This window comes from Thiobacillus thiophilus (assembly GCF_055378705.1).
Window position 1 is genome coordinate 2,753,444 of record NZ_AP042404.1, and the last position, 24,796, is coordinate 2,778,239.

General features: G+C 64.9%; 23 protein-coding genes. 6 read left to right on the forward strand and 17 right to left on the reverse strand.

Annotation, left to right across the window (positions count from 1 at the left end; translation table 11 throughout):
* The first annotated feature begins 62 nt into the window (after positions 1-62).
* On the forward strand, positions 63-401 hold the full coding sequence (locus ACZ41T_RS13800; RefSeq protein WP_464921949.1) for a zinc ribbon domain-containing protein YjdM: 339 nt from the start codon (positions 63-65) through the stop codon (positions 399-401).
* A 178-nt stretch (positions 402-579) separates the two neighbouring features.
* Here ACZ41T_RS13800 and hemH read toward each other — a convergent pair whose 3' ends face one another.
* Positions 580-1,683 carry a ferrochelatase gene (gene hemH / locus ACZ41T_RS13805; protein WP_464921950.1) on the reverse strand — a complete coding sequence of 368 codons (1,104 nt, stop codon included), beginning with the start codon at positions 1,681-1,683 and terminating at the stop codon, positions 580-582.
* On the reverse strand, positions 1,683-2,693 hold the full coding sequence (gene hrcA, locus ACZ41T_RS13810) for a heat-inducible transcriptional repressor HrcA (RefSeq protein WP_464921951.1): 1,011 nt from the start codon (positions 2,691-2,693) through the stop codon (positions 1,683-1,685). Before hrcA ends, hemH begins: the two co-directional genes overlap by 1 nt.
* Positions 2,694-2,820: 127 nt before the next feature.
* Between hrcA and ACZ41T_RS13815 the strand changes: the two genes are divergently transcribed.
* From ACZ41T_RS13815 to ACZ41T_RS13825, 3 genes are read left to right on the forward strand one after another with little or no spacing between them, the layout of a single operon-like run.
* Positions 2,821-3,693 carry an NAD kinase gene (locus tag ACZ41T_RS13815; RefSeq protein ID WP_464921952.1) on the forward strand — a complete coding sequence of 291 codons (873 nt, stop codon included), beginning with the start codon at positions 2,821-2,823 and terminating at the stop codon, positions 3,691-3,693.
* Between the two features lie 7 nt (positions 3,694-3,700).
* Entirely contained in the window at positions 3,701-5,356 is a 1,656-nt protein-coding gene (recN, locus tag ACZ41T_RS13820) for a DNA repair protein RecN (protein WP_464921953.1), read from the forward strand.
* The gene (locus ACZ41T_RS13825; protein WP_464921954.1) at positions 5,353-5,847 is read left to right on the forward strand and encodes a thermonuclease family protein; all 495 of its coding nucleotides are present in this window, start codon (positions 5,353-5,355) and stop codon (positions 5,845-5,847) included. The genes recN and ACZ41T_RS13825 overlap by 4 nt, the downstream gene beginning before the upstream one ends.
* Here ACZ41T_RS13825 and ACZ41T_RS13830 read toward each other — a convergent pair.
* Positions 5,844-7,667 (reverse strand): SulP family inorganic anion transporter, encoded by a 1,824-nt coding sequence (locus ACZ41T_RS13830; protein ID WP_464921955.1) that lies wholly within the window; start codon positions 7,665-7,667, stop codon positions 5,844-5,846. The two genes, ACZ41T_RS13825 and ACZ41T_RS13830, sit on opposite strands and share 4 nt — an antisense overlap.
* Positions 7,668-7,938: 271 nt before the next feature.
* Complete coding sequence (locus ACZ41T_RS13835; RefSeq protein WP_464921956.1) at positions 7,939-8,082, reverse strand: hypothetical protein; 144 nt, start codon at positions 8,080-8,082, stop codon at positions 7,939-7,941.
* A 77-nt stretch (positions 8,083-8,159) separates the two neighbouring features.
* Here ACZ41T_RS13835 and ACZ41T_RS13840 point away from each other — a divergent pair, with 77 nt between their 5' ends.
* A complete protein-coding gene (locus tag ACZ41T_RS13840; RefSeq protein ID WP_464921957.1) occupies positions 8,160-10,190 on the forward strand; it encodes a nucleoside recognition domain-containing protein in 2,031 nt (676 codons plus the stop codon).
* A 109-nt stretch (positions 10,191-10,299) separates the two neighbouring features.
* On the opposite strand, the gene ACZ41T_RS13845 is transcribed toward ACZ41T_RS13840, so the two are convergent.
* Positions 10,300-11,223, reverse strand: coding sequence for a histone deacetylase family protein (locus ACZ41T_RS13845; RefSeq protein WP_464921958.1), 924 nt, complete (start codon positions 11,221-11,223; stop codon positions 10,300-10,302).
* A 136-nt stretch (positions 11,224-11,359) separates the two neighbouring features.
* Between ACZ41T_RS13845 and ACZ41T_RS13850 the strand changes: the two genes are divergently transcribed.
* Positions 11,360-14,038: a bifunctional acetate--CoA ligase family protein/GNAT family N-acetyltransferase gene (locus ACZ41T_RS13850; RefSeq protein WP_464921959.1), complete on the forward strand. Its 2,679-nt coding sequence runs from the start codon at positions 11,360-11,362 to the stop codon at positions 14,036-14,038.
* Between the two features lie 40 nt (positions 14,039-14,078).
* Here the strand turns inward: ACZ41T_RS13850 and ACZ41T_RS13855 are convergent, their stop codons facing one another.
* The 12 genes from ACZ41T_RS13855 to ACZ41T_RS13910 form a co-directional block, all read right to left on the reverse strand.
* Positions 14,079-15,980 carry a sensor domain-containing diguanylate cyclase gene (locus ACZ41T_RS13855; protein WP_464921960.1) on the reverse strand — a complete coding sequence of 634 codons (1,902 nt, stop codon included), beginning with the start codon at positions 15,978-15,980 and terminating at the stop codon, positions 14,079-14,081.
* Between the two features lie 237 nt (positions 15,981-16,217).
* Positions 16,218-16,652 (reverse strand): DUF1841 family protein, encoded by a 435-nt coding sequence (locus ACZ41T_RS13860; protein WP_464921961.1) that lies wholly within the window; start codon positions 16,650-16,652, stop codon positions 16,218-16,220.
* The gene (nth, locus tag ACZ41T_RS13865) at positions 16,645-17,340 is read right to left on the reverse strand and encodes an endonuclease III (RefSeq protein ID WP_464921962.1); all 696 of its coding nucleotides are present in this window, start codon (positions 17,338-17,340) and stop codon (positions 16,645-16,647) included. The genes ACZ41T_RS13860 and nth overlap by 8 nt, the downstream gene beginning before the upstream one ends.
* A 10-nt stretch (positions 17,341-17,350) precedes the next feature.
* The gene (locus ACZ41T_RS13870; protein WP_464921963.1) at positions 17,351-17,503 is read right to left on the reverse strand and encodes a hypothetical protein; all 153 of its coding nucleotides are present in this window, start codon (positions 17,501-17,503) and stop codon (positions 17,351-17,353) included.
* Positions 17,500-18,174: an electron transport complex subunit E gene (locus ACZ41T_RS13875; RefSeq protein WP_464921964.1), complete on the reverse strand. Its 675-nt coding sequence runs from the start codon at positions 18,172-18,174 to the stop codon at positions 17,500-17,502. Before ACZ41T_RS13875 ends, ACZ41T_RS13870 begins: the two co-directional genes overlap by 4 nt.
* Positions 18,171-18,845 carry an electron transport complex subunit RsxG gene (gene rsxG, locus ACZ41T_RS13880; protein WP_464921965.1) on the reverse strand — a complete coding sequence of 225 codons (675 nt, stop codon included), beginning with the start codon at positions 18,843-18,845 and terminating at the stop codon, positions 18,171-18,173. Before rsxG ends, ACZ41T_RS13875 begins: the two co-directional genes overlap by 4 nt.
* The gene (rsxD, locus tag ACZ41T_RS13885) at positions 18,842-19,879 is read right to left on the reverse strand and encodes an electron transport complex subunit RsxD (RefSeq protein WP_464921966.1); all 1,038 of its coding nucleotides are present in this window, start codon (positions 19,877-19,879) and stop codon (positions 18,842-18,844) included. The genes rsxG and rsxD overlap by 4 nt, the downstream gene beginning before the upstream one ends.
* Positions 19,879-21,600: an electron transport complex subunit RsxC gene (gene rsxC / locus ACZ41T_RS13890; protein WP_464921967.1), complete on the reverse strand. Its 1,722-nt coding sequence runs from the start codon at positions 21,598-21,600 to the stop codon at positions 19,879-19,881. Before rsxC ends, rsxD begins: the two co-directional genes overlap by 1 nt.
* Complete coding sequence (gene rsxB, locus ACZ41T_RS13895) at positions 21,597-22,148, reverse strand: electron transport complex subunit RsxB (protein WP_464921968.1); 552 nt, start codon at positions 22,146-22,148, stop codon at positions 21,597-21,599. Before rsxB ends, rsxC begins: the two co-directional genes overlap by 4 nt.
* A 241-nt stretch (positions 22,149-22,389) precedes the next feature.
* On the reverse strand, positions 22,390-22,965 hold the full coding sequence (gene rsxA / locus ACZ41T_RS13900; RefSeq protein WP_464921969.1) for an electron transport complex subunit RsxA: 576 nt from the start codon (positions 22,963-22,965) through the stop codon (positions 22,390-22,392).
* 95 nt (positions 22,966-23,060) lie between these two features.
* Entirely contained in the window at positions 23,061-24,023 is a 963-nt protein-coding gene (locus ACZ41T_RS13905; RefSeq protein ID WP_464921970.1) for a PDC sensor domain-containing protein, read from the reverse strand.
* 71 nt (positions 24,024-24,094) lie between these two features.
* Positions 24,095-24,760, reverse strand: coding sequence for a histidinol-phosphatase (locus tag ACZ41T_RS13910; protein WP_464921971.1), 666 nt, complete (start codon positions 24,758-24,760; stop codon positions 24,095-24,097).
* Positions 24,761-24,796: the final 36 nt, after the last annotated feature.

Sequence of the window (24,796 nt, forward strand, 5' to 3'; positions counted from 1 at the left end):
GAGTTAAAGGAAAGCTTTATGGATATGAAAGACAGCAACGCAACTTTGCAACGCGGTGCGGCATGAGCGGTTTGCCTGAATGCTCCCAGTGTGGCTCGGAATTCGCTTACGAAGATGGCTCCATGTATGTCTGCCCGGAATGTGCGCACGAATGGCCCAAGGATGCGCCGGCGGGTGCAGACGACGCACGGGTGGTGCGCGATGCCAACGGCAATGTGCTGCAGGACGGCGACACGGTGACGGTCATCAAGGACCTGAAGGTCAAGGGTTCGTCATCGGTCGTCAAGGTTGGAACCAAGGTCAAGAATATCCGCATCGTCGAAGGCGATCATGACATCGACTGCAAGATCGATGGCATCGGTGCCATGCAGCTGAAATCGGAATTTGTCAGGAAGGCGTAGGGGCAGGCCGCGACGTGCCCGGATCCGAGCCCGAACGCTGCCCTTACCATCTTTTTTTGCGAGCGCGCCGGGAACGAAAAAGTGGCGTAGCTTCTGCTGTGCCATTTTCAATTCGCGCTTGAAATCCACTGATGGTGTTTATATAGCGTGGTTTTTTACGTGAATGGATGGCGTTTGTTCAGCTGCGCGCACCCATGGTCAGGGCCCTGTTTTTGCTGGCCTGGCGCGACACCTCGTCGGCGTTGCGGTCCTGGTTTTCGCTGACCCAGCCGCCCAGGTTTTCCAGCGCGATCCGGCCGAGCGCATCGATCCATTGCGGGTGTTCGTTGAGCGCGGGGATGTAGTGGAAATCCTTGCCGCCCGCCTGCAGGAAACTGGCGCGGCCTTCCATCGCCAGTTCTTCCAGCGTTTCCAGGCAGTCGGCGGTGAAGCCCGGCGCGACCACGTCGACGCGGCCCACGCCTTCGCGACCGAGCGCTTCCAGCGTCTTGTCGGTATAGGGCTGCAGCCATTCGGCGCGGCCGAAGCGCGACTGGAAGGTGAGGCGGACCTGGCTTGGCGCCAGACCGAGCGCTTCGGCCAGCAGCCGTCCGGTCTTCTGGCATTCACAGTGGTAGGGATCGCCCTTGTCGAGCGTGTAGCGCGGTACGCCGTGAAAGCTCATCACGAGCACGTCGGGGCGGCCGTGCATCTGCCAGGTGTCGCGGATGTTGGCGGCCAGCGCGTGGATGTAGGCGGGGTGATCGTGGTAGTGCCTGAGGGTGCGCAGCGCCGGCTGGTTGCGGGTTTTCAGCAGCCAGGCAAACGCGGCGTCGAACGCGCTGGCGGTGCTGGAGGCGGCGTATTGCGGATAGGACGGCAGGATCAGGATGCGGTCGCAGCCGGCGGCTTTCATCCGTGACAGGGTGTCGGGCACCGACGGCTGGCCGTAGCGCATGGCGTATTCGACCATGAAGGGGCTGGCGATTTTTTCGCCCAGCCAGCCTTTCAGCAGTTTGGCCTGCTTTTCGGTGTGCACCTTGAGCGGCGAGCCGTCGGCGGTCCAGATCGCGGCGTATTTTTCGGCTGATTTTTTTGGCCGGGTGTTGAGGATGATGCCGTTGAGGATCAGCCACCACACGGCGCGCGGAATTTCCACCACGCGCGGGTCGGACAGGAACGCCTTCAGGTAGGGCCGCAACGCCTTGGCGGTGGGCGCTGCGGGGGTGCCGAGGTTGACCAGCAGGATGCCGGTGCGCGCGGGCTGACCGTGAACGTATCCGGGTTCTTTGAGATAGCGCATCAGTGGTAGGAAAGCGCGTTCGATAACAGTTTGGCGGTGATGTCGACGATCGGCACCATGCGCGCGTAGGCCATGCGGGTGGGGCCGACGACGCCGAGCGTCCCGACCACCTGGCCGTCGACGGAATAGGGCGCGCTGACCAGGCTGCATTCGTCGAATGGCAGCAGATCGGATTCGCCGCCGATGAAGATCTGCACGCCGGCGGCATTGCGCGACTGGTCGAGCAGTTGCAGCAGGCCGGTCTTCTGCTCGAAGGCGTCGAACAGGCGGCGCAGGCTGCCCATGTTGCTGGAGAGCTCTTCCACGTCGAGCAGCTTGCGGCTGCCCGATACCACCACATTTTCCTGGCCGGCGGTCTGGCTGCCGGCGTCCACTGCGGCAGACATCAGGTGTGTGATGTCGTCGCGCATGCGGCCGAGTTCGTCGCGCAGCTTTGCGCGCACCTGGTCGAAGCTGTGGCCGGCGAAGTGCTGGTTGAAGTAATTGGCTGCCTCGGTCAGCGCGGAGGCACTGACCGGCTGCTCGGTGAGGATGACGCGGTTCTCGACCTCGCCCTCCATGGTGACGATGATGAGAAGGATGCGTTTTCCGGACAGGCTGAGGAATTCGATCTGGCGAAACGCCGGGTTGCGGCGCGGCGTCATCACCAGGCCGGCAAACCGGCTGAGATCGGACAGCAGGGTGGAGGCCGCGGTCATCAGCCGTTGCGGGTCGGACGAGGTCAGGCTGTTTTCGAGCTGGCTGACCTCGATCTGTTCCAGCGGGCGCACCATCAGCAGCGTGTCGACAAAAAAGCGGTAGCCAAGCGGCGTCGGCACCCGCCCGGCCGAGGTGTGCGGGCTGGAAACAAAGCCCCTTTCCTCGAGATCGGCCATGATGTTGCGGATGCTGGCGGGCGACAAATCCAGCCCGGCGTGCTTCGACAGGGTGCGCGATCCCACCGGCTCGCCGTCGGCGATATGGCGTTCCACCAGGGTTTTCAGCAGGATGCGCGCGCGGTCGTTGAGCATTTGTCAATTATATAGGGGCCGGGGGCCAGGGGTCAGGGGCCATCGGCAACTTTGGTTTGATCAAAAAACGCGCAGCACATTTCCTGAATCCTGAATCCTGACCCCTGAGCCCTTTATAATCGCCCCCATGCAGACCCCCTTCCACACCGTCGGCCTCGTCGGTAAATACGATAACCAGGGCATGGAAACCTCCGTGCGTGTGTTGGGGGAGTTTCTGCGAGGGCGCGGGCATACGGTGCTGATTGCCAGCCAGACGGCAGAACACCTCGGGATCAAGAATTTTCCCGCCCGCACCCTGCACGATCTGGCGATTGAAAGCGATGCTGTCGTGGTGATGGGCGGCGACGGCACCATGCTGTCGATCGCGCGTGAAGTGGCGCCGTACGGTGTGCCGCTGATCGGCATCAACCAGGGGCGGCTGGGCTTTCTTACCGATATCATGGTCGATGACATGTTCGGCGCCATTGCCGAAATCCTCAGCGGCCAGCACGTGGCGGAAGAACGCATCCTGCTGAACGGGCAGATCCGCCGCGGCGGCGAGTGCGTGTTCGAGGCCACCGCGTTCAACGATGTGGTGGTGGGCAAGGGCGGTTCGGGCCGCCTGATCGATCTGGAAATCGCCATCAACAGCGAGTTCGTCTATAGCCAGCGGGCCGACGGTCTGGTGATCACCACGCCGACCGGCACCACGGCGTATGCGCTGTCGGCGGGCGGGCCTATCGTACACCCCACGCTGGAGGCGGTGACGCTGGTGCCGATCTGTCCGCATACCCTGTCGGCGCGCCCCATCGTGGTCAGCAGCCATTCGCGCATCGAACTACACCTGACCTTTGCCGACGACGCACGCGCCCATTTCGACGGCCAGCATCATTTCGACCTGCGCAGCGGCGACCATGTGTGGATCACCCGCGCCAATTCTCCGGTCACGCTGCTGCACCCGCATTCCTACAGTTACTACGATACCCTGAGGCAGAAGCTGCACTGGGGCAAAAAGCTTTAAAGCGCTTGTGTTGTCGCATCTCTCCATCCGCAATTATCTGCTGGTCGAATCGGTCGAACTCGATTTCGCGCCGGGGCTCACCGTGCTCACCGGCGAGACCGGCGCGGGCAAGTCGATACTGATCGACGCACTGGCGCTGGCGCTGGGCGATCGCGCCGAGGGCGGCGTGGTGCGCAGCGGCGCGCCGCGCGCCGAAATTACCGCCGAGTTCACGATCGACCGCCTGCCAGGGCTGCTGGCCTGGCTCGACGAGGCGGGCTACGCGGTGGACGACGGTGTGCTGATCCTGCGCCGGGTGATCGACGCCGGCGGCCGCTCGCGCGCCTTCATCAACGGCAGCGCCGCGCCGCTGGCGCTGCTGAAGGAGGCCGCCGAATTCCTGCTCGACATCCACGGCCAGCACGCGCATCACGCCTTGCTGCGCCCGCAGACCCAGCGCGAGGTGCTCGACGCCTATGCCGGCGCGCAGCAACAGGCCGCCGCGGTCGGCACTGCCTGGTACGCCTGGCAGGCGGCGCGTGCGCAGCGCCTGGACGCCGAATCCCACAGCCAGGCGCGGCAGATCGAACGCGAAGGCCTGAACCTGGCGGTGGAGGAATTGCGCGCGCTGGGCGACGACCTTGCGTGCTGGGACGACATCCAGACCGAGCACGCGCGGCTGGCGCACGTCACCACGCTGCTTGAAGGCAGCCATGCGCTGATCCAGGGGCTGGACGAGGGCGAGGCGGCGGTGGCCGGCCGCCTCGGCGAAATGAGCGCGCGGCTCGACACCATGCAGGCAGTGGACGACAGCCTGCAGGAGGTCGCCGCCCTGCTGGGTTCGGCCAGCGCCGATCTCGCCGAGGCGCTGCATGCGCTGCGCCGCTATGCCGGCCATCTCAGTCTCGACCCCGAGCGGCTGGCCGAACTCGATCGCCGGCTCGCCGACATGCACCGGCTGGCGCGCAAGCACCGGGTGCAGCCGGAAGCGCTGGCCGATCTGCTGTTGCAGTTCGAGGCGCGGCTGGCCGAACTGGCCGCCAGCGACGACTTCGACGCCTTGCAGGCGGCCGAGGACGCTGCCTGGACGCAGTACCAGGCACAGGCGAATCAGCTCGGCGCGTTGCGCCGCAAGGCGGCGACGGCGCTGTCGAAGCAGGTGACGGCGGCGATGCACGAACTCTCGCTGGCCGGCGGCCATCTCGACATCCAGCTGCAAGCCGTCGCCGAGCCGCGCGCGCACGGCCTGGAGGACGTCGGCTTCCTCGTCGCCAGCCATCCCGGCCTGGCGCCGGGACCGCTCGCCAAGGTGGCGTCGGGCGGCGAGCTGTCGCGTATCAGCCTGGCGATCCAGACTGCGCTGTCCGGCGTGGCCGGCGTGCCGACGCTGATTTTCGACGAGGTCGATGTCGGCATCGGCGGCAGCGCGGCCGAAGCAGTCGGACGGCGGCTGGCGAAGCTGGGCGAAACCCGCCAGGTGCTGGTCATCACCCACCTGCCGCAGGTGGCCGCGCGCGGTGCGCAGCACCTGCGGGTAGCGAAGCAGGCCAGCGGCAGCTTTGTGTCATCCAATATCGAATTGCTCGACGCCGACGCGCGGGTGGAGGAAGTCGCGCGCATGCTCGGCGGGCTGAAAATCACCGCCACCACGCGGCAACATGCCGCGGAGATGCTCGCCGGGTGAAAATCCTGCTGGCGCTGTGGCTGCTATTCGCCGCGTCCGGCACGGTTTGCGCAGACACCTTGCACGGCGTCGTCATCGTGGTGATCGACGGCGACACCGTGCTGTTCAAGCCCGACCACTATGCCCCCGGATCGCGCGCCTTTCTGAAAGTCCGCCTGGCCGATATCGACGCCCCCGAAACCGGCCAGCCGTATGCCGAGGCCGCCACCGAAGCGCTGAAAGAATGGGTGCTGAAGCGGCGGGCGCAGCTGGAAACCGTCGCCACCGACGCCTATGGCCGTAAAGTGGGGCGCCTCACCGTGGATGCACAGTCGGTTAACGCGGAGTTGGTACGGCGCGGCCTTGCCTGGGTGTCGACACGCGGCAGAGAACGCAATGGCATATTGGCGCTGCAGCGTGAGGCGCGCCGCGCACAACGCGGACTGTGGCAGGACGCTACACCGACGCCGCCGTGGGTGTGGCGGCGCGAGCAGTCGGCGCGCAATCGCTAGGCACTGGGTGGCGGTATAGGCTCGTCGGTGCGCGGCGTGCCGTCCGGCAGCGCGATGTGGCATTCGCGGAAAACCCGTGCCGTGCAGGTACGGCAGATTTCGTTGTCCAGCCGCGGGTAGATTGCCTGAATGGCATCGCCCTTGTGGCGAAAAATCTGTTCCTCGCCAATGGTATCGACCTGGCCGCTGCGGCGCAGCATCTCGCACAGATCCGGCTGCACCCCCACTAGATACAGGCCGCCGCCCAGCTTGCGCCGTCGCGTGGCTTCCTTGGCCAGCTGTTCGGCACCGGCCAGATCGATGAAGCCGATTGCGCGCGAAGTCAGCAGCAGGTGCTTTTTCTGCGGGTCGGATTCGTCGACGTTGCGGAAATATTTCTGCACGTGCTCGACCGCGCCGAAAAAGATCGAGCCTTCGACGCGCAGCATGGTCAGCTGCGGGCAGCCCGGCGTATCGATGTCGGGCGGCACGAACTTGCGGCGTGGGTTGTTGCGGTTGACGTGGGACGGCACCAATTCACGGATCGACGGCTGCGAGGTGCGATACAGATAGAACATCAGCGACACCAGAATGCCAAGAAAAATGCCTTTTTCCAGGTCGACCAGGGTACCGATGAAAGTGAGGGCGAACACGATGCGCTCACGTTTGTGGCGCTTGATGATTTCGCCGATGTGGTGGAAGTCGATCAGGCTCCACGCCACGATGAACAGGATAGCCGCCATCGACGGCACCGGCAGGTAGGCTGCGAGCGGGGCGACCAGCAGCACGATCAAGAGCAGGAAAACCGCCGACAGCGCAGCGGCCAGCGGCGTCCTGGCGCCCGAAGCGTAGTTGACGCCGCTGCGGTTGAACGAGCCGCTGGCGGCGTAGCCGGAGAAAAAGCTGCCCGCAATATTGGACAAGCCCTGGCCGACGAATTCCTGGTTGCTGTCGATGCGCTGGTCGGACCGGGTCGCAACCGAGCGGGCGATCGCCACCGCTTCGGTCAGTGCCAGGATCGCGATGATGGTGGCCGGAAACAGGGTTTGACGGAGGGCAGTGAGCGAGAAATCCGGCAGCGACAGCGGTGGGAACGACGCCACCAGTGCGCCGACGGTGCGGATGCCGGTCGCATCGCTGCCGAATTGAGCATTGAGGACCGCCGCCACCCCGCCGCCGACCACCATGGCAACGATCATGTACGGCAGTTTCTGCAGATAGCGTTTGGCGAGGATGCCCGACGCCAGCGTGACCGCACCCACCATCAACACCCAGGGCTGGATGTCCGGAATATGCGAGCCGAACTGGATCAGCACTTCGTGGAAATGCGCACCGCGCGGCATGTCGAGGCCGAAGAAGTTCTTGATCTGGCTGGCAGCGATGAGGATGGCCGCGCCCGCGGTAAAGCCGATGATGACCGTGTGCGAGATGAAGTTGACCAGCGCGCCCAGCCGCGCCAGGCCCATCGCCAGCTGGATCAGGCCGGCCAGGAAGGTGAGCGTGAGCACCAGGCCGATGAACTGCGGGCTGCCGGGTTCGGCCAGCGGGCTGATCGAGGCAAACACCACGATCGAGATCGCGGTCGTCGGTCCCGACACCAGATGCCAGCTCGACCCCCACAGCGCCGCGACGACGGCGGGCACCATCGCCGCATAGAGGCCATATTCGGGCGGCAGTCCGGCAATGGTGGCAAACGCCACCGCCTGCGGCAACACGATGAGCGCGCCGGTGAACGCGGCGACGGTGTCGGCCTTGAAGGTTTGCGGGGTGACGTTGGGCCACCAGCGCAAAAATGGCAACAGGCGGTAAAGCCAGAGCGGACAGGCCTTGAAATCGATCACGCAAACTCCAGAAGCATATGGATGAGAAATACTATAACTAGCTGATATAAAAAGATTTTTGCTCCGGGCTGCATTCGCCAATCGGGCTGTCCGGATTTATAAGCCGGAGCAAATACCCTGTGTCAGACGGGACTCAACAACATAACCAGGGGAGGAAGATGAAACCCATCACGATGACTACGCGTCCGTGCCGCTACAGGCGACCTCAAGGCCGGACAACTCAAAACCTGATCTGTGCCGGCGGCCGCGGCATTCCCGGCTGGTGCACTGCCTATTCCAGCGTATACGGCATTCCAAACTGGGCGGACAGCATGCCGATTATATCGTGGCGGCGTTCAAGGCCCGCAAGCGCGGCGAGCGCAACCAGCCAAACATGGCGGGTATTGCTGGCAGCCTGCCCGAGCAGGGCAGGCATTGACAGTCCCGCCAAAAACAAATACAAATGAGAGACATTCTCATATTAATATCGTTGATAAATGACCCCGACCGCCCATGCCTTCCCCCTCCACGGCCCAGGATTGCGCGGTGCAAGGCGTCCTCGCGTGGCGATCGTCGAGCGGTAAGCACAGCATCTTCCGCGCTGCCGCCAGCACCTCTACACGCCACGAACGCCTGGCCGGCATCGGGCCTGCGTATGAGGAATGCCTGGTCGAGGTGGGCATCGACCAGATTTCCCTGGTCGCGCTGCCTGCCATCGACGGCCTTCATCATCCCGACGAAGATGCGTGCGTGACGCTGAAATATATGCTGTGGGGCGACCGCTGGCCGGCCATTTCCCGGCACGAGGCGCATCAGCCGGCGAGTGCTTTCGCCGCTCCCGACGTGCTGCTGATGGTGATGGATGCCACGGCGCTGGAGCGCGATCTCGAACTCGCGCTGGAGCTGATGCAGCTGGGCCGGCCGATGGTGTTTGCGCTCAACCGCATGGACGAAGCGCGTTCCAGGCGGCGCTTCATCAACGTGCGCACCCTGTCGGCCAGGCTGGGCGCGCCGGTGGTGCCGACCGTGGCGCATATGGGCATCGGCCTGGCCGATCTGTATTCCGCCGCGGTGCGGGTCGCGCGCGAGGCCAGGCATGCCCACGCGCAGCCGCCGGCGCAACCGCCCAGCGCGCACATCGAGACGCAATTGCGCGCCATTGCCGAGATTGCCCGGCAGCCCGAGGTGGCGGCGGCATTCGCGGTGCCGTCAGCCTTGCTGACGCTGCAGCTCGCGGAGAACGACGGTTACTTCGCGCAGGAATTGCAGGCGCATTTCCCCGACCACTACGCCACCCTGCTCGCCGCGCGGGCCGCCGCCGGTGCGGCCTTGCCGCGCCCGCTGGCGGAGGAAATTCATGCCGACCGCCATCACCGCGCCGCCATGCTGTACGAGGCGGTGACCCGCCCCGGCCAGGAAGGCGCGCCGCCGCGCTGGCAAATCTGGGCGGACGACCTTTTCCTGCACCCGCGCTGGGGTTTCATCGGCTCGCTGGTGATTTTTGCCCTGGTGCTGATCGTCGTGTTCGAGGTGAGCGCCTTTCTCGACGCACTCACCGTCGCACGCCTGATCGAATGGGCCGCGCCGTGGCAGCCGACCGGCCTCATGGGGGTGGTCGCCCGTGCCGTGCTGGACGGCTTCATCGGCCTGGCGGGCATCGTCATCCCTTACATGATCCCGCTGGTGCTGGTGCTGGTGTTGCTGGAAGAGTCCGGGATCATGCACCGCGTGGCTTTCGTGGTCGATCGCGGCTTCCACCGGCTGGGCCTGCACGGCGGCGTCGCCCTGCCTTTCCTGATGGGGCTGGGCTGCAACGTGCCGGCACTGGCCGCCACCGCCGCCGTCACCCACGGCCGTGACCGCACCGTGGCCTCGCTCTTGATCACCTTCCTGCCCTGTTCGGCGCGCTCGGCCATCATCCTGGCGGTGGGCGGCAAGTACCTCGGCGGCTTCGGCGTGTTCGCGCTCTTCATGCTCGTTCCCGTCGTCGTCAGTCTGGTTGGCAAGCTTCTGAAGCGTCGCTATCCCGAGACCACGCCCGGCATGATCCAGGAGATCCCGCCCTATGCCGTGCCCACCCTGCGCGCCTTGCTGGTCAACACCTGGGAGCGCAGCCGCGACATCGTCACCATCGTGCTGCCGCTTCTGGTGGCGGGCAGCGTGGTACTGGCGCTGCTGGGCCATTATGGCGCCGACGCCTGGATCAATCTCGCGCTCACGCCGGTGACGGTGTGGTGGCTGGGACTGCCGATGGCACTGGGTGTGCCGATCCTGTTCGGCGTGCTGCGCAAGGAACTGTCCCTGCTGATGGTATTCCAGGCACTCGGCACGCAGGAACTGGCCACGGTGCTCGACACGACGCAGATTGCCACTTTCCTGGTGTTCCTGACCTTTTACGTGCCCTGCGTGTCCACCTTCGCCATGATGCTGAAGCTGCTCGGCCGGCGCGATGCGCTCTATTCAGTCACGCTTTCCATCGGCGCCGCGCTGGCGGTGGCGGCGGCGGTGCGCTGGCCGCTGGAACTGGTGGGGTGGGCGTTATAGCGGTTGGGTTTAACCTGGAAATCGCAGTTTGCACGCCGGGGGGCGCCGTACCGTACCGATGTGCCCTGCATTTGCGTCAACGCGCCCACGCGGGTCAAGGGTGCATGGCTCATAACGCCGCCAGGGTCTTGATGTGCATCGTAGCGCTGCGCCCCAGGGCGCTGAGGTCGTAGCCGCCTTCGAGCAGCGAGACGATGCGGCCTTCGGCGTGGCGTGCGGCCACGCCCATGACCTGCTCGGTGATCCAGACGTAATCGGCCTCGACCAGGCCGAACTGCGCCATCTCGTCCTCGCGGTGACCGTCGAAGCCGGCGGAGCAAAACAGCATCTGCGGGCGGTGCGCTTCCAGATGCGGCATGATTTTCGCACTGAAGGCTTCGCGATAGGCATCGCCGGCGGTGCCGGCGGGTAGCGGTACGTTGACGATGTTGTCGCGGGCGGTGTCGGCGCCGCAGAACGGGTAGAAGGGATGCTGAAAGGTGGAGCACAGCATCACGCGCGGGTCGTCCTTGAAGATGTCCTCGCTGCCGTTGCCGTGGTGGACGTCGAAATCGACGATGGCGACCCGCGCGAGGCCGTGCGCTTCCAGTGCGTGCGCGACGGCTACGGCGACGTTGTTGAAGAAGCAGAAACCCATGGCCCGGTTGCGGGTGGCGTGGTGGCCGGGCGGGCGGCAGGCGACGAAGGCGTTGCCGACCTCGCCGCGCATGACGCGGTCCACCGCCATCACCGCCCCGCCGGCGGCATGCCGGGCGGCTTCCAGTGTGTGCGGGTTCATGCTGGTGTCGGGGTCGAGCGCGCGCAAGCCTTCGCTGGGCGAGGACGCTTCGACGAAGTCGATATAGGCGGCGTCATGCACCCGCAGCAGCTGGCTGCGCTGCACCGACGGGGCTTCGAGATGCGTCAGATAGTCGAACAGGCGGGCGGCGTGCAGCCGGTCCTCGATGGCGCGCAGCCGCTCGGGACTCTCCGGATGCCAGTCGCCCATGCTGTGCAGGAGAAAGCTGGGGTGGCTGATGTAGGCGGTGTGCATGGCGCGGGGAAAGGGCAGGAATGAATAAACTATACGCCCGGTATACGCCCGACGTGATGGCGCGGTAACCGGAGATGGCCTAGCATGGACTGTTCACTACTCCATCGGTTCAGCGTACGCCAGCCCGAAGCAAACCATGTTCCAACACTATCTTTACCCCTTGTTTAACGCCCGCTCGGTGGCGGTCTTCGGCGCCAGCGAACGCGAGGATTCGGTCGCCGGCATCCTGTTCCGCAACCTGCGCCATGCCGGCTACACGGGCGAGGTCTACCCGGTCAACCCCAAGCACGACACGGTGTTCGGCGTGCGCTGCTACGCGTCGGCCGGCGAGCTGCCGGCAGTCCCGGAACTGGCGCTGATCGCCACGCCGGCGCCGACGGTGGCGCCGATCATGGAGGCATGCGGGGAGCGCGGCATCCGCCATGCCATTGTGCTGTCGGCCGGCTTTAGCGAAGTGGGCGCGCAGGGCGCGGCGCTGGAAGACGGCGTCAAGGCGGCGGCCAAAAAGCACGGCATCCGCTTCATCGGCCCCAACTGTCTCGGCATCCAGCGGCCTTCCATCGGGCTCAACGCCACCTTCAGCCAGGGCGCCACGCTGTCCGGCGACCTTGCGCTGGTGTCGCAGTCCGGCGCCATCTGCACCGCCATGCTGGATTGGGCGGAAACCAACGGTATCGGATTTTCCAGCGTGATCTCCACCGGCGCGTCGGCCGACCTGGATTTCGGCGAGATCCTCGATTATCTCGCCACCGATACGCAGACCCGCGGCATCCTGCTGTATATCGAGGGCATCCGCGACGCACGCCGCTTCATGAGCGCATTGCGCGCGACGTCGCGCTTCAAGCCGGTCGTCATGGTGAAGGTGGGGCGCTACGCGGCCGGTTCGAAAGCGGTGCAGTCGCACACCGGCGCACTGGTCGGTTCGGACGCGGTGTTCGACGCGCTGGTGCGGCGCGCCGGGGTGGTGCGGGTCAACACCATCCTGCAACTGTTCGCCTCGGCGCGGGCGCTGTCCACCCACATCAAGCCCAGCGGCAATCGCCTCGCCATCGTCACCAATGGTGGCGGCCCCGGCGTCATGGCGACCGACCTTGCGGTGGAGCTGGGGGTGCGCATGGCCGAGCTGTCGCCGGCGACGATTGAGACGCTCAACGCCGTGTTGCCGCCCAACTGGTCGCAGGCCAATCCGCTCGACATCATCGGCGACGCCAATGCCGACAGGTATCACGCGGCGGTGGACGCCTGCCTCGCCGACGACAACGTCGACGGCGTGCTGGCGATGCTGACGCCGCAGGCGATGACGCGACCGACCGAGGCGGCACAGGCTGTGATCGAGGTGGCGAAAAACTCGAGCAAGCCGGTGCTGACCTGCTGGATGGGCGAGGCCCAGGTATTCGAGGGCCGCCGCCTGTTCAAGCAGGCCGGGATTCCCTACTTCACCACACCGGAACCGGCGGTCGAGGTGTTTTCCTATCTATCCGCTTTCTACGAGAACCAGCGCCTGCTGATGCAGACGCCGGAGCCGCTGTCGCAGCAGGCCGCGCCGGACGTCGAGGGCGCGCGCCTGATCATCGAGAGCGCCCTGGCGCACGGCCGCCACCTGCTCAACGAGGTGGAATCGAAGGCGTTGCTGGCGGCTTTTCACATCCCGATCGCGCAGACCCTGATCGCGCGCAACGCGATGGAAGCGATGCTGCTGGCGCAACAGATCGGCTTCCCGGTGGTGATGAAAATCAATTCGCCGGACATCACCCACAAGTCCGACGTCAACGGCGTGCGCCTGGGGCTGTCGAGTGGCCAGGCCGTACGCTCCGCCTACAGCGAGATGCTGGCCGACATCGGGCGCCTGCGCCCCGATGCCACCCTGGACGGCATCGTCATCGAGCCGATGGTCACGCGTTCGCATGCACGCGAGGTATTGCTGGGCATGACCTCGGATCCGGTGCTGGGTCCGGTGATCGTGTTCGGCGCCGGCGGCGTCGATGTCGAGGCCTTCCGCGATCGCGCGGTGACGCTGCCGCCGCTCAACCGCTATCTGGCGCGCGACCTGATCCAGCGCACCCGCGTCGCTACCCTGCTGGGCGCGTTCCGCAACCGCCCGCCGGTTGACATGGACGCGCTGGAGAACGTGTTGCTACGCCTGTCGGAGATGGTCTGCGAGCTGCCCTGGCTGGCGGAGCTGGACATCAATCCCCTGCTGGTGGACGAGCACGGCGCGCTAGCGCTGGATGCGCGCGTCATTATCGCGCCGCGGGTGCCGATGGCTGACCGCTATGGCCACATGGCGATTCATCCCTATCCGGCGCATCTGGTGACGCACTGGCAATTGCCGAGTGGCCACAATGTGGTGATCCGCCCGATCCGTCCGGAGGATGCCGAGCTGACCCAGGGCTTCGTCAAGAGCCTGTCCGAGGAATCCCGGTATTTCCGCTTCATGGACGCGGTAAGCGAGTTGTCTCCGGTCGCACTGGCACACCTGACCCAGATCGATTATTCGCGCGAAATGGCGCTGCTGGCGCTGACCGAAATCGACGGCCGCGAAGTGGAGCTCGGGGTGGCGCGTTATGCCATCAATTCGGAAGGGGCGTCCTGCGAATTCGCCCTGGTGGTCAACGACCAATGGCAGAAACAGGGGATCGGCCACAAGCTGATGGACGTGCTGATGGACGTGGCGCGCAGCAAGGGGGTGAAGGCGATGGAGGGCGAGGTGCTGAAAACCAACCACCCCATGCTGAAGCTGGTGGAAGCCCTGGGTTTCCGGATCGAGCCGCACCCGGAGGATGACGCGGTGCGAAGGGTTTCACGCGCGCTGTAGCGTGGTCAGGCGAACTTTACAAGCTTGGTTTTTTCCAGGTTCAAGTGAACAGGCTTTGCTGCCGGGTGCAGGTCCGGTTGCGCCCGGCTGCCTTGGCTGCATAGAGCGCCTGGTCGGCTGTGCTCACCAGCGCGTCGATGTCGGGGGTGCCGGGTTCGCGCGTTGCCACACCGATGCTGACGGTGAGGTTTTTTTCCACCTCTCCGATGGCAATCTGTTTTGAACCCAGGTTCGTACGCAGGCGTTCGGCCGATTGTATTGCGGACTTGAGGTCGGTGTTGGGGCAAATGACCAGAAATTCCTCGCCGCCGATGCGGCAGACGCTGTCTTCGCGGCGTGCCGATTCGCGCAGGGTGGCCGCGGCCTCGCGCAGTACCGTGTCGCCGGCGGCGTGGCCGTAGCTGTCGTTGATGTGCTTGAAATGATCGATGTCGATCACCATCACCGAAAGCGGTAGCCCGGTGCGCAAAGTGGCACTCCAGGCCTGTTCGAGTTGATCCATGGCCGAGCGACGGTTGGGCAGCCCGGTCAGCAGGTCGGTCAGCGCGGCGGTGGCCAGCCGCCGGTTGGCCACCGCCAGCTCGGCCGCAATCCGGCGCAGCTGGGTGCGGTCTTTTTCCCAGGCGGTCTGTAGCTGCACCAGCCGCTGCGCGGCGCATAACCGGGTGCGCAGCCCCTTGGCGCTGATCGTGCTGGGCATATAGCCGTCGGCGCCGGCCTCGAAGGCATGGGTCAGGTGTTCTTCGCCATGGCTGTCGGCCATCAGCAGGATATGCATGCGGCGGCCTTCGTCGGTTGTGCGCAACGCCTGGCACAACTCCATGCCGTTGAGCAGCGGCAGGTCGCAATGCGCGACGATGACGTGGGGCAGCACCTCCATCGCCAGCGCCAGCGCGGCGTTGCCGTTGTCGGCCGGATAAACGATGTGATCGCTGTTCTCGGCCAGCAGCGCCATGGCCTTGCGACGGGTGAAGGCATTGCCGTCCGCCACCACGATGCGCAGCGGCGTTTTGCTTTTCGCCGCCGTTTCCGTTTCCGCCTCATGGTGGCCGTGACAGATTCCGGCAAACGACGGCAGCGCAACAGCCGGAATCTTCAGCAGTTCGCCCCATTCCCGCCAGCTGGCCATGACTTCGTCGATAAAACGCCAGGCGTCTTCCTGCGAAATGTCGAGCTCCTTTGCCAGCGCAACCCATTCCTGCGCCAGTTTCAGGTGCATGCCGGCATTGGCCAGCCCGAGATCGGCCAGTCGATGCGACAACCGCAGCATCAGCATCAAACTGTTGGACCGCGAATCCAGAGGGGGGCTCGGCTTATCCGGATATTCGTAGTGGGTGATCGGCCCGGTGAATATTTTGGGCATGCCCCAGTCCGACATCATGACGATGCCAAGTTCGATGTGATCGGTTTCCAGACGGGCGCGCTCCTGGACGATGATTGCTTGCGCGGGATTGGCGTGATGCGCCTTCAGGACCGCGCTGTACTCATCGGGGTACGCCGTTGCCAGCGCCAGTTGGCCCACCTGCGCCAGCAGGCCGCAGACAAACAGTTCGTCCGCATCTGCCACGTGCACCCGTCGCCCGAGGGCCTGCATGCCGAGAGCCATCAGCAGCGAGTGCGACCAGTACCGCTGATAATCAAATGCCTGGCAGGCGCCGTTGCGGTATTGGTCCACCAGCGAAAACCCCAGCGCCAGCTGGCGCACCGTCGCCATGCCCAGGCGCGCGACGACGTCCTGTACCGATACCACCGGGCGTGAGATATACGAAGCGGTGTTGGCCAGCTTGATCAGCCGCCCGGACAACGCGGGATCGGTCTGCACCACCCGTGCAATGGCTTCCAGCGTCGCATTTTCGCGCTGGGATATCTTAAGGATCGCAAGCGCGACTCCCCGAGGCGTGGGCAGCTGACCGCTGAGCTTGAGTTGTTCAACCTGTGCCATCAATCAACCTGTATCGATATGAAGTAAATATGCCTTTGTTATGGGGAACGGCCCGAATCGGCCCCGATGCGCGCACGCAGGATCGCGACTTCGGCTGCGTTCCGGTCAAGTCGATCAAAGATCGTTGGGGGCGCCATACAACGGGCGCTGTGAGGCGCCGATGTCATATATCCATCAGGGTTATCGGCAGTGTTCCGACAAAATGAAGTTGGCCGGCGCCGGACGCTGCCCGTCCGCTCAGGACTCGCCGAGCTTGAGGTCGAGGCAGTACAGGTAGGCCGTCGAGTCGAACGCCGTCCGATGGCGCTGCACCTGCCAGATCATCTCGGCCAGGCAGTCCATCACTGTGTGCTGGGCGTCCATCGCGTCGCCATGCTGCTGCAGCAGACGCTGATAGCGGTCGCGGATCCCGGGCGGCTGGTCGACCGACACCTGCTCGCTGATCGCCAGGTGGATCGACAAATGCAGGAAGGGGTTGGTCTCGCCGGACTCCGGCAGGTAGTCCCGCTCGATATAACGAGCGGGCTGATCGAGTAGGGCGTGGTATTCCGGGTGCGCCAGCACGACCTCGAGCGCCGGTTGCTCCGCGCCCGTCAATGGCTGGCCCGCACGGTATTTCGCCCACAGATCGAAGAAGAACTGGCGAACCTGGTCACGGCTGGGATTAAACATCAGTCGGTCCGGATCCGGGGCTTACGCCCTTCGGTGTCCGCGGAGAAGCGTGGGACGCTGGGGTTTTGTTCTTGTACTCGCACAGATCCGCAATGATGCACTCCGGACATTTCGGCTTCCTGGCCTGGCACACGTAGCGCCCGTGCAGAATCAGCCAGTGATGGGCGTTGATGCGGAATTCGTCCGGAATGGTCTTCAGCAGCTTCTTTTCCACTTCGAGCACGGTCTTGCCGGGGGCGAGGCCGGTGCGGTTGGCGACGCGGAAGATATGGGTATCGACCGCCATGGTGGGCTGGCCGAACGCGGTGTTGAGGATGACGTTGGCCGTCTTGCGCCCGACGCCGGGTAGGGCCTCGAGCGCGGCGCGGTCGGCGGGCACCTGACTGCCGTGCCGCTCGATCAGCATGCGGCAGGCGGCGATGAGGTGGCGGGCCTTGCTCTTGTAGAGCCCGATGGTCCTGATGAACTCGGCGAGCCCCGTTTCGCCCAGCGCGTAGAGGGCTTCAGGCGTGCTGGCGACCGGAAACAACCTGCGGGTCGCCAGGTTCACTCCCTTGTCGGTGGCTTGCGCCGACAGCACCACCGCCACCAGCAGCTCGAACGGTGTGCGGTATTCGAGCTCGGTGACGGGACGGGGGTTGGCGGCGCGGAGGCGGGTGAAGATTTCGCGGCGTTTGATGGCATTCATCGTCGCGAGATCACGCTTCGGCGAGGTGCTTTTTCAATGCCTGTTTTTCGGCCCGGCGTTTGGCGCCGACCGACTTTTCGTGCTCACCGGCACGGCGGGAAAGCGCCAGCGGAACATACGGATTGCGCGGCTTCGGCACGCGCCTTTTCAGTGGCGGCTTCATGCCGGCATCGGCACGGCAACAGGGACGCGCCGCTCGGCACGGGCCATCCGCCAGTTGTGCGCGGCGATCAGGAGGCCCAGTGCGATGAAGGCGCCGGGCGGCAGGATGGCGAGCAGAAAGCCTTGGTAATCGGGCAGTACATGCAGCACGAATTGTTTGGACGCCTCACCGAAGACCATGTCGATGCCGGCCAGCAGCGTGCCCTGGCCGGCGAGTTCGCGTACGCCGCCCAGCACCACCAGCACCGTCGTCAGGCCGAGGCCCATCGCGATCGCGTCGACCACGCTGTGCAGCGGGCGGTTCTTCGAGGCGAAGGCGTCGGCGCGCGCCAGCACGATGCAGTTGGTGGTGATGAGCGGAATGAAAATCCCCAGCACCAGATAGAGCGGATGCACAAATGCGTTCATCAGCAGATCGATCACCGTGACCAGCGAGGCAATGATCAGCACAAACACCGGGATGCGGATTTCGTGCGGGATGAAATGGCGCACGCCTGACACCGCGCCGCTGGCGGACGCCATCACCAGCATCGTTGCCAGTCCCAGCGACAGCGCATTGACCACGGTGGTGCTGATGGCGAGCAGCGGGCACAACCCCAGCAGCTGCACCAGGCCGGTGTTCTGCTTCGACAGGCCATTGTGAAAAATTGTGCGAAATTCCTGCAGGGTCATGGTGGCGTCTCCTTGTTGGGTGCGGCGTCAGGCGCTTCATTCCCGGCCAGCAGCGCGACGCGGTTGCGGGCGAAATAGTCCAGCGCGCCGTGCACCGCCCTGACCACGGCGCGCGGTGTGATGGTGGCGCCGGCGCGGGCGTCGAAGCGGCCGCCGTCCTTGGCAACCTTCCAGTATCTGGCTTCGGGCACGGTCAGCGACTTGCCGACAAACTGCTCGATCCATGCGCTCTTGCTGCGGACGATGTAGTCGCCCAGCCCGGGCGTTTCGCGGTGCGCGGTGACGCGCACGCCGGTGAGGGCGCCGTTTGTATCGATGCCGACCACCAGGTGGATGTTACCGCCGTAGCCTTCGGGCGCAATGGCTTCCAGCACCACGGCGGTGACGACGCCGCCGCGCCGGGCGATCCACACCGTGGATGGCTGGCGTGTTCCCAGTAGATCGTCGGGCGGCACGCTTTGCTGGCTGGCGAGCAGGTCGTTGTCATATAGATCGGCGGGCAACACCTGGCTCAGTAGCGCCAGTTTTTCGGCCTGCTGGCTGCGCTCGATGGTGGGCTGGGTGCGGGCGAAAGTAAAGGCTAGCAGCGCGGTGGCGACGACCGCGAAAATGAACAGGATCATCCCGGTGCGCAGGGCGTTGCGGCCGGCGGCCTTGATCTGCGAAATCACGCCGGGGGTTCCTTGCCGTTCTCGCCGCCGGTGCCGTAGACGCGCGGCTGGGTGTACTGGTCGATCAGCGGCACAGAGAGGTTCATCAGCAGGATCGCGAACGCCACCCCGTCCGGGTAGCCGCCCCAGGTGCGGATGACGATGGTGAGCAGGCCCGCGCCGAAGCCGAAAATCAGCTTGCCGCGCGGCGTCGTCGCGCCCGACACCGGGTCGGTGGCGATGAAGAAGGCGCCCAGCATCACCGCCGGCGCGAACAGGTGGAACCACGGCGCGCCGAAGCGGCCGGCGTCGAAGAAGTGCAGGAAGCCGGCGGCGAGCCAGATGCCGGCGAGAAACGCCAGCGGCACCTGCCAGCTGATGATGCGCAGCGCCCACAGCAGCAGGCCGCCGAGCAGAAACGCCGCGGCCAGCCATTCGAAACCGACGCCGCCGTAATGGCCGAAGATCGGCTGCGTCATGATCTCGTCCACCGTCAGTTGCTGCAGCAGGCCGGTTCGCAGCGCATCCAGCGGCGTGGCCATGGTCACCGCGTCGAGGGTGGCTCGCGGTACGTCGCCGCCAAATATCACCGTCGCGCTTTGCGCCAGCGTGAGTGGCGTCTCCGTGAGCGCAAGCGGCGCGGGCCATTGCGTCATCTGCACCGGGAACGACACGATCAGCACCGCATAGCCGACCATCGCCGGATTGAAGATGTTCTGCCCCAGTCCGCCGTACAGATGCTTGGCGACCACGATGGCGAACAGCGTGCCGGTGACGATCAGCCACCATGGCGCCAGCGCGGGCAGCGACAGCGCCAGCAGCCAGGCGGTGACGATGGCGGATAAGTCGGTGAGGAAAGGCTTGGCCGGATAGCCGCGCGCCTTCAGCATCGCTGCTTCGGCCGCCAGCGCGGTGACGGTGGCGAGTGTCAGGGTGACCAGGATGCCCGGCCCGAACAGCCAGACGTACGCCGCAACGCCGGGAAGCAGGGCGGCCAGCACCCAGGCCATGACCTGGGTGACGCTGCTGCGGTCAAGGATGAAAGGGGATGGCATCAGGGTTTCTTCTCTTCGGATTCCAGCGGCTGGTGCGCCAGTTCGCGGATTTTAGCCCGGCGTGCCTCGATTTCCTCGATCTCGTGCTGCGTGCCGGGCGGCAGGTGGTCGGTGTTTTTCGGCGCAACCCCGGCTTTTTTCGCCTGCGCGCGCGCCAGCGCGGCGGCGATCAGCGCCTTCCTGGCGTCGGCGTCGCTGGGCGCGGCGGCGAGTCCGGACGCAGGCGCGGCAGGGCGTTCGGCGCGCGTTGCCTGATCCAGCGCAACCTGATCCAGCGCAGATTGCGCCCGTGTGGCCTGCGCTTTGGCGGCAAGCTTATCGGCCTTTTCCTTCTTCTCGCGCGCCAGCCGGAATTCGCGGAATTCGTGGCGTTCGCGCGCCAGGTCGGCGGCGCGTTTTTCCTTCTCGCGCGCCCAGATCTCGCTTTTGGCGTAGCGGTAGAAATCGACCAGCGGGATGTGGCTGGGGCAAACATAGCTGCAGCAGCCGCATTCGATGCAGTCGAACAGGTGGTATTCCTGCGCGCGCCCGAAGTCGCCCGTCTTGGCAAAGCGAAACAGCTCCTGCGGCTGCAGCCCGGCCGGGCAGACGTCGGCACAGCGGGTGCAGCGGATACACGGCAGCGCTTTGGGCAGCGGCGGAAACAGTGCGTTCGACTTCACCAGAATGCAGTTGGTGGCCTTGACCACCGGCGCCTCCAGGTCGGGTATCGGCAGGCCCATCATCGGTCCGCCCATCAGCGCGCCGGTGCTGCCGTCGCGCTCGCCCGCCAGTGTGATCAGCGTGTGTATTGGCGTGCCGATCAGCACCTCGAAATTCTGCGGGCGCAGCACGTGGCCGGTGACGGTGACCAGGCGCGAGATCAGCGGCTCGCCATAATGCACCGCGCACGCCAATGCGTAGGCGGTGCCGACGTTGAACACCTGGATACCGATGTCGGTGGACAACTTGCCGGAGGGGACTTGCTTGCCGGTCAGGGTCTCGACCAGCTGCTTGGCGCCGCCGGTGGGATAGATCGTCGGCACCGCCACTACTTCGACCGCGAAGTCGAGGCTTTGCGCGGCGGCCTGCATCGCGGCGATGGCTTCGGGTTTGTTGTCCTCGATGCCGACCAGGATTTCCGTGCTGCCCAGCAGGTGGCGCATCACCGCCACCCCCTGCAGGATGTCGCCGGCACGGCTGCGCATCAGCATGTCGTCGCAGGTGATCCACGGCTCGCATTCGCCGCCGTTGATGATGAGCGTGGGGCAGGAATGCGCGGCGCCGGGGTCGAGCTTGACCGCGCTTGGGAACACTGCGCCGCCGAGGCCGGCAATGCCCATGTCGCGCACTTTCATACGCAGATCGGCAGCCGCCATCGCCTGGTAATCGAGTGGCGCGTGGGCGATCCATTCGTCGCGGCCGTCGGTTTCGATGGTGATGCACAGATCGGGCAGGCCGGAGATATGCGGCACGGCGGCCAGGCCAATTGCCGTGACGATGCCGGAACTCGACGCATGAACGGCGGCGGAAACATAGCCGTCCGCCGCACCGATGATCTGGCCTTTTAGCACGCGTTCGCCCACTTCGACCACCGGCTTGGCCGGGTTGCCGATGTGCTGGCGCAGTGGGATGACCAGTTTCCCCGGCAGCGGCGCGGCATGGAGCGGACGCGTATTCGATTCCGCCTTGTGTTCGGGCAGATGCACGCCACCCTTGAATTTGAATAGTTTGCGGGTCATGGGACGCGCTTCAGTTCGATCACCGGATACTTCCACTTCCAGTGTGGCAAATCTTCGGCGATCGGTACCATCGAAATGCAGTCGACCGGACATGGCGCTACGCACAGTTCGCAGCCGGTGCATTCGGCGGCGATGACCGTGTGCATCTGCTTGGCCGCGCCGGAGATGGCGTCGACCGGGCAGGCTTGGATGCACAGGGTGCAGCCGATGCAGGTCTGTTCATCGATGAAGGCCACCGATTTCGGCTTGGGCGTGCCGTGGGCTTCGTCGAGCGGTTTGGGTTCCACGCCCAGCAGCTCGGCGAGCTTCTTGATGCCTTCCTCTCCACCCGGCGGACACAGGTTGATGTCGGCCTCGCCCTTGGCGATGGCCTCGGCATAGGGCCGGCAGCCGGGGAAGCCGCACTGCCCGCACTGCGTCTGCGGCAGGATGGCGTCGATCTTTTCCGCCAGCGGGTTGCCCTCCACCTTGAAGCGGACCGCCGACCAGCCGAGCACCAGGCCGACAGCCACGGCGAGAACGGCCATCACCAGAATGGCGGTTAGCATGATCCCGGAAACCTCGGTTGGGCGTACCCGATGATGTGTTCGGGCGTGTGGATGGCGCGAAGCGACGCCGCGGCAGGCTCATGCCTGCAAGGCGGAGCGACAAAGCCAGACGCATGTCCGAACGCATCAGCGGGTGCGTAGCGGCGCTTGATGGGCTGGAGACCACGAATGAACGCACAGAAGTTCGTCTTCAATACGGACGTTCTTGTGATGGTCGAGCGGTCAACCGGGGTTTGCGGGATCACTTCACCAGTCCGGAGAAACCCATGAAGGCGAGCGACATCAGACCTGCGGTGATCATTGCGATGCTGGTGCCCTTGAACGGCGCGGGCACGTCGCAGGTGTCGAGGCGTTCGCGGATGCCGGCAAACAGGACCAGCGCAAGGGTGAAACCGATCGCGCCGCCGGCGCCGAAAAACAGCGATTCGACGAAGTTGTGATTCGCCTGCACGTTGAGCAGGGGAATCCCCAGCACTGCGCAGTTGGTGGTGATGAGCGGCAGGTAGATGCCCAGCACCTGGTACAGCACCGGGCTGGTCTTGTGGATGAACATCTCGGTGAACTGCACGATGCCGGCGATTACCACGATGAACGACAGCGTGCGCAAATAGAACAATTCGGTACCGAGCAGGTACTCGTTGATGAGGTAACTGGCGCCGGACGCCAGCGTCAGCACGAAGATCGTCGCCAGGCCCATGCTGATCGAGGTTTCAAGCCGGCGCGACACGCCCATGAACGGGCACAGGCCAAGAATTTTGGCCAGCACGATGTTGTTCACGAACACCGTGGATATGAGAATGAGAATATAGGTTTCCAAAGCAGGCGGCCCGATACGATGCTGCATTATCCGCCGCGGGAGGCGTGCGATTCAAGCTATTGCAGTCAGGGGTATTCGTCCCCCGACTTATCCGCTCAGCCGAGCGCCTTGCCGCTGGCCCAGAAATCGTAGCCTTTGCTGAGGAATTCGTCCCATGGCAGGTAGTGCGAACCGTCGCACGAGAAGGTGAGGCCGACCATGCCGTTGAAGATGTTGAGCGAGCCGGCGCGCAGGTAGAAGGTCTCGTCCATGAAGCGCAGCGCACGCAGGCCGTCGAGTACCGGGCGGATCCTGTCCCGCGGTACCACGGCGTCGGCCGGGTACGCATGGTGCGGGTAGATCAGGCAGGTGTCGGGGTCGGTCAGCGCGTCAATGTCGAGCAGGCGGTAGCGATAGGGATCGTCGACCACCCATACGGTGGCGCGGCTGCTGGAAAAATGCAGCTTGCCATGGAAGATGCCGTGATCGGTCATTAGCTCTTCCATCACCCCCAGCACGGTGTCGAGGTTGAGGTCCATCTGGCTGTCGCTGCGGGTCTGGTGGAACACTGCGCTGCGGATTGCCGGGTCGCCCTTGATTTGCCGCCAGTAGGTGGGTTCGTCATACAGCTTGCCGGTGATCGGCAGGTTGCGCAGGTCGAAGTCGGCGCCGACGAAGCCGAGTACCTGGCCCTCGTCGTCGCGCACGATCTGGATCGCGGTGAGCGACGGCCGCTTGGCGCGCAGGCTGATGTAGGCCTGGGTCAGCAAAAAGCCCTGATTCGGCACCGCTTCGCGCATGTAGGGACGGTCGGAACGGTCGCGCCCGTAATCCGTCTCGACCAGGCCCTCGTGGCTGATGTTGTCGGAGAGCTGGATCGCACGGGTGTCCAGCGCATACAGATACTTGCAGGCGGGAATGGTCGCCAGCGCATGCGTCAGCGCGGCATTGAGGCCGGCTCGGCTCGGCCAGGCCCGGCTGCAGGCCTGGGCGGCCAGCGCCAGCGGTTCGCGCAGCAGGTTGGCGAGGACGTCGCGCTGGCGCGCGACGCTTTCGGCAAGGGTGGTGGGGATGGTCATGTTCGATCGGTCCGCGGTGGAAGCCTGCATTATCTGCAATATAAATGACGCAAGGATTAATGACGCAAGGATTAATTTCGCAGTGAAATTACCGGCCAGCCCTGCGCGTCGGCATGGGTGCGCAGCGTGGGGTCGGGATCGACTGCGACCGGATGGCGGACCTTTTCCAGCAGCGGCAGATCGTTGAGCGAGTCGCTGTAGAACCAGCTGCTGTCGAGGCGGTCGAGACGGGTGCCGTGGGTCTCGAGGAAACCTTCGAGGCGGACGACCTTGCCTTCGCGAAAACAGGGCGTGCCGGCGACTTCGCCGGTGAAATGGCCGTCGATTTCCTCGGGATCGGTGGCGATCAGGTGCGGGATGCCGAATTCCTTCGCGATCGGCCCGGTGACGAAGCTGTTGGTGGCGGTGATGATGGCGACCAGATCGGCCTGGTTCAGGTGCCGGTTGACCAGATCGCGCGCAGCCTGGGGAATCATCGGTTTGACGCGTGTTTCCACGTATTCGGCGCGCCAGGCGTCGAGCTGCGCGCGTGCGTGGGTGGCCAGCGGGCGCAGGGCAAACGCGAGGAAGGCGTAGATGTCGAGCCGCCCGGCCTTGTAGTCCTCGTAGAACGCCTTGTTTCTGGCTTCGTAATGGGGACCGTCGACCGCGCCCTTGGCAATGAGGAACTGCCCCCATTCGTAGTCGGAGTCGCCGGCAAGCAGGGTGTTGTCGAGGTCGAAGAGGACGAGGTTCATGTCAGACGCAAGTTACAAGAGGCAAGTTACAAGTAT